The 4,094-nt window shown below is 40.0% G+C and carries 5 protein-coding genes and 1 tRNA gene; all 6 read right to left on the bottom strand.

The genetic code is table 11. From position 1 onward, the window contains the following. On the bottom strand, nucleotides 1-430 hold a 430-nt coding region (locus BN1206_RS01990; RefSeq protein WP_197072906.1), incomplete at its 3' end, for a transposase. 71 nt (nucleotides 431-501) lie between these two features. After that, nucleotides 502-870 carry a DUF956 family protein gene (locus BN1206_RS01985; RefSeq protein ID WP_013437279.1) on the bottom strand — a complete coding sequence of 123 codons (369 nt, stop codon included), beginning with the start codon at nucleotides 868-870 and terminating at the stop codon, nucleotides 502-504. Nucleotides 871-873: 3 nt separating this feature from the next. Further along, a complete protein-coding gene (locus BN1206_RS01980; protein WP_013641560.1) occupies nucleotides 874-1,794 on the bottom strand; it encodes a PTS system mannose/fructose/sorbose family transporter subunit IID in 921 nt (306 codons plus the stop codon). Nucleotides 1,795-1,822: 28 nt separating this feature from the next. Further along, entirely contained in the window at nucleotides 1,823-2,635 is an 813-nt protein-coding gene (locus BN1206_RS01975; RefSeq protein WP_013437277.1) for a PTS mannose/fructose/sorbose transporter subunit IIC, read from the bottom strand. 18 nt (nucleotides 2,636-2,653) lie between these two features. Next, nucleotides 2,654-3,664 carry a mannose/fructose/sorbose PTS transporter subunit IIA gene (locus tag BN1206_RS01970; RefSeq protein ID WP_013641559.1) on the bottom strand — a complete coding sequence of 337 codons (1,011 nt, stop codon included), beginning with the start codon at nucleotides 3,662-3,664 and terminating at the stop codon, nucleotides 2,654-2,656. 336 nt (nucleotides 3,665-4,000) lie between these two features. Beyond that, nucleotides 4,001-4,073, bottom strand: a tRNA-Asn gene (locus tag BN1206_RS01965). Nucleotides 4,074-4,094: the final 21 nt, after the last annotated feature.

The following is a 4,094-nucleotide window of genomic DNA, read 5'->3' as shown; positions in this document are numbered from 1 at the left end:
ACGCAATCGCAAGTTTTCTTCTTTCAGCTTTTGGATCTCTTTCTCCAATTCCTTGCGTGATTTTTGACTCTCTTTGATCACGGGCAGGGCGTCCTTTCTGTTTGATAATGACATTATACCCGTTTTCCTTATATTCTCTAAGCCAAATACTAAGTGTGCCAATACTCTTAAGCCCCAGTTCTAGTGATACTTGTACATATGACTTGGTACTGAAAACAGCTTGCTCAATTGCTTGTTCTTTAAATTCCTTAGAATAAACCTGATAAGGCCTATCTAAAACATTGATTCCATACATATCAATTAATCTAAGCATGTAATCCAAATTAGCTACATTCGTTTTATATGTTTTAGACAACTGACTTATTGAAATCTTTTCATCTTTCCATTTACGATAAATTTCTATTTTCTGTTCTTTATTAAATTTAGACATAGTAAAGACCTAAAAGTGTCTCACTTTTAGGTCTCACTTCAAAATGATCTTGAGTCTTTTTTATTTAACTTTTATTTTTTCTTACGAGTGAAACGTTGTTTTAACTGCTGCCATAGGCCTAATGCTTTACGCATATGGTCAGCTGGTACGTATTTTCTGATTGCACGCAATACCTTCTTAGGATCACGCGCAGCAAAGATAAACTTACCATTAGATTTAGTTCTAATTTCAAAACGTGGAATATAACGTCCATTGAAATGAACGTCCGCAACTACATAAGTTACTTCTTTCCATGGAATTTGAACATAGTCTTCAACATTTCTCTCGTTATAAAATTCAAAAGCTTTATCGCCGATCATAATTTTTCCATAAGATGCAATACCTCTAAACCAGGTACCATCAACGGTCAGATCGACTCTTGTGTTAATTGATTTAGCCATTTATTAAAGAATGCCCCATACGTGGAAGAGAACACCGACAACGAAGATACCGATGATAATCCAGATTGGTGAAACCTTCTTCTTCAACAACCACATACAGAAGAATGTCAAAAGAAGACCAGCTAAACCTGGGATCAATGAATCCAAGTTGTTTTGCAAAGTAGTAACCTTGGTATTGGTCAAAGCTTTACCATTACCCATGTTCCATTGCATAAGAGCTTCTTGAATACCTTTAGCACCTGATGGAAGCTTGTCCCATTCGATGTAACCACCCTTTTGGATAGGGGTTTGTGAAACGATGGGAGTAAATTTGATGTTTACCCAACGTTCAATCAAGGCACCCAAAACGAACATACCCATCATTGAAGCACCACGGGTAACTTTTTGAAGCATACCACCTGACATGTCATTAGTGATAGCTGAACCAGCGTTGTAACCAAATTCTTGTGTGTACCATAAGAAGGCAAGTCTGATTACGTTCCAGATAACGAAGAACAAGATAGGTCCCATGATGTTACCTGAAATGGCCATTGATGCACCTAAGGCACCAACAATTGGACGAACAGTGTACCAGAATACAGGGTCACCAACACCGGCCAAAGGTCCCATCATACCCACCTTAACACCTTGGATAGCGTCGTCAGTAACAGGAGCACCGTTAGCTTTATCTTCTTCCAAAGCCAAGGTAACACCAAGTACAGGTGAAGCTAAGTATGGGTGAGTGTTAAAGAATACCAAGTGTCTTTGTAAAGCAGCAGACAAATCTTTCTTGTCTGGGTATAACTTTCTCAATGCAGGAATCATTGAGTATGCGTAACCACCGTTCTGCATTCTTTCGTAGTTCCATGAACCTTGAAGGAATTGTGAGTGCCACATAACGTTAAAACGGTCACGTTTGGTTAATTTAATTTTCTTATCAGCCATTATTTAAATCCTCCTCTATGCGTTCATTTTAATAATCATCAATGATATCGCCGAGTGGATCGCCGGTACCGGCATCGCCAGAGTTGTTTGAACCTGAGCCGTTGCCACCCTTAGCTTCAAGAGCTAAGTACATCAAAGCCATTGAAAGACCGATAGCACCAAGGGCGATCAAAGTTAAGTCCTTGATAGCAGCTAAAGCGAAACCAATTGCGAAGAATGGCCATACTTCTCTACTTGCCATCATGTTGATAACCATAGCGTAACCTACAGCAACAACCATACCACCACCGATGGTCATACCATCTGATAACCATTGAGGCATCATTGCAAGCCAACCTCTAACAGTGCTTGCTGGGATAGCCAAAAGCAATGCGGCTGGGATAGCGATTCTCAAACCTTGCAAACATACAGCAATCCATTGCCATACGTTGATCATACGCCAGTTACCCTTCTTAGCTTGTGCGTCCATGATGTGAACGATAGCAGTTGAGATAGTACGTACGATCATAGTTAAGAACAAACCAGCAACAGCCAAAGGAATAGCGATACCAGTAGCAGTACCAATACCAGCAGTACCTTGACCACCTTCAACCAAGATAATAGCTGAAGCTACTGAAGCCAAAGCGGCATCTGGTGCAACAGCGGCACCAATGTTTGCCCAACCTAAGGCGATCATTTGTAATTGACCACCCAAAATAACACCTAAGTCCAGGTGACCGGTAACTAAACCGATCAAAGTACATGCAACTAATGGTTGGTGGAATTGCCATTCATCCAAGATACCTTCCATACCTGCAAGAAAGGCAACAACCACTACCAAAATCATTTGTATAGCGTTCATTTATTTACTCCTAATTAATTATTTCTTTTGTTCGTCAAGTAAGGTTTGTGCCTTCTTCAAGATAGAATCCATGTTACCTGGAGCATCTGAAGGAACCTTTCTAACATCAAACTTAACGCCCATCTTTTCAAGTTCACGGAAAGTATCAACGTCTTCTTGGTTCATTGACAATACGTTGTTGGCGTTAACGTCGCCTTCCTTGTATGACATTGAACCAACGTTGATATCCTTAAGATTAATACCGCCCTTGATAGCTCTCAAAACATCTTCTGGATTTTCAAACAAAAGAAGTGCGTGTGTGTTACCAAATCTTGGATCCTTTGCGATTTCTTCCATCTTCTTAAGTGGAACAGTGTGAGCTTTAACACCTGCAGGTGCAGCTTCACGAATCATACTCTTACGCAAGTCATCCTTAGCAACACTGTCTGAAACAACAATTACTCGATCTGGCTTCATTGCTGGAATCCAACCAGTAGCAACCTGACCGTGAAGTAAACGTGAGTCGATTCTTGCCAAAACGTACTTAATGTGACCGTCACCAATTACAGTACCTTCTGGAATTGACTTCTTACCACCCTTAGCTGAACCCTTGTCAGCGGCTGCTGCAGGAGCAGCGGTCTTTGGCATTAAGTCAGATGGCTTAGTCTTGATACCATCCTTAGCAGGTTCAACTACCTTTGTAGCGATTTGACGTGCAGTAGCATTAGCATCCATCATACGTTCAGTTAACGCTTGAACAACCATTGGTAAATTCATACCAGCAACAATTGCCCACTTGTCATGCTTTTCAACAAGTCCGTTAGCTTGGTTAAATGGAGTACCGCCCCATAGGTCGACCAAGAACAAAACTTCATCTTGGCTATCGAATGAAGCAATTGCTTTTTCCATCTTGCCACGAATGTCATCTGGGCCTTCATTAGGCTTTAAGATAACATGAGCAAAATTATTTTGTTCGCCGAAAAGCATTTGCGCAGATTGTGCAATACCATCAGCGAAGCCACCATGGCTGGCTAAAACAATTCCTACCATGTAATTTCCTCCTCTAGATCAAAAAATGAATCCGCTTTTATTATACGATAAATTAAGCCTTTAACAAAGTGTTTTTTTGAAAATAATTTCATAAGTTGATAGTTTATTTCATACTTCAGTAAAACCTTTGTATCACAGGCTTTCTTCTAAATTGGTCTAATGAAAAAAAGACCGTTTAGAGGCCATCTAAACGGTTATTTTTTCATCATTTTTACCTATTAAAATGATTGCTTGTTTATTATCTAACATATTCATGTTATGAAATTTATACTAAAAAAGTTTAAAGATCAAAATGAGAGTATAAAAAAAGAGGCCCGGCGGCCTCCTTCTTCCGTGCTCCGGCTGTCAGACTCGAACTGACGACATCTTGATTAACAGTCAAGCGCTCTACCAACTGAGCTAAGCCGGAATATTAAAAAAGAGCACGGCA

This window comes from Lactobacillus sp. OTU4228, assembly GCF_001006945.1.
In the GTDB taxonomy this organism is placed as follows: domain Bacteria; phylum Bacillota; class Bacilli; order Lactobacillales; family Lactobacillaceae; genus Lactobacillus; species Lactobacillus amylovorus.
This window is presented reverse-complemented; position numbering and strand designations above follow the sequence as displayed.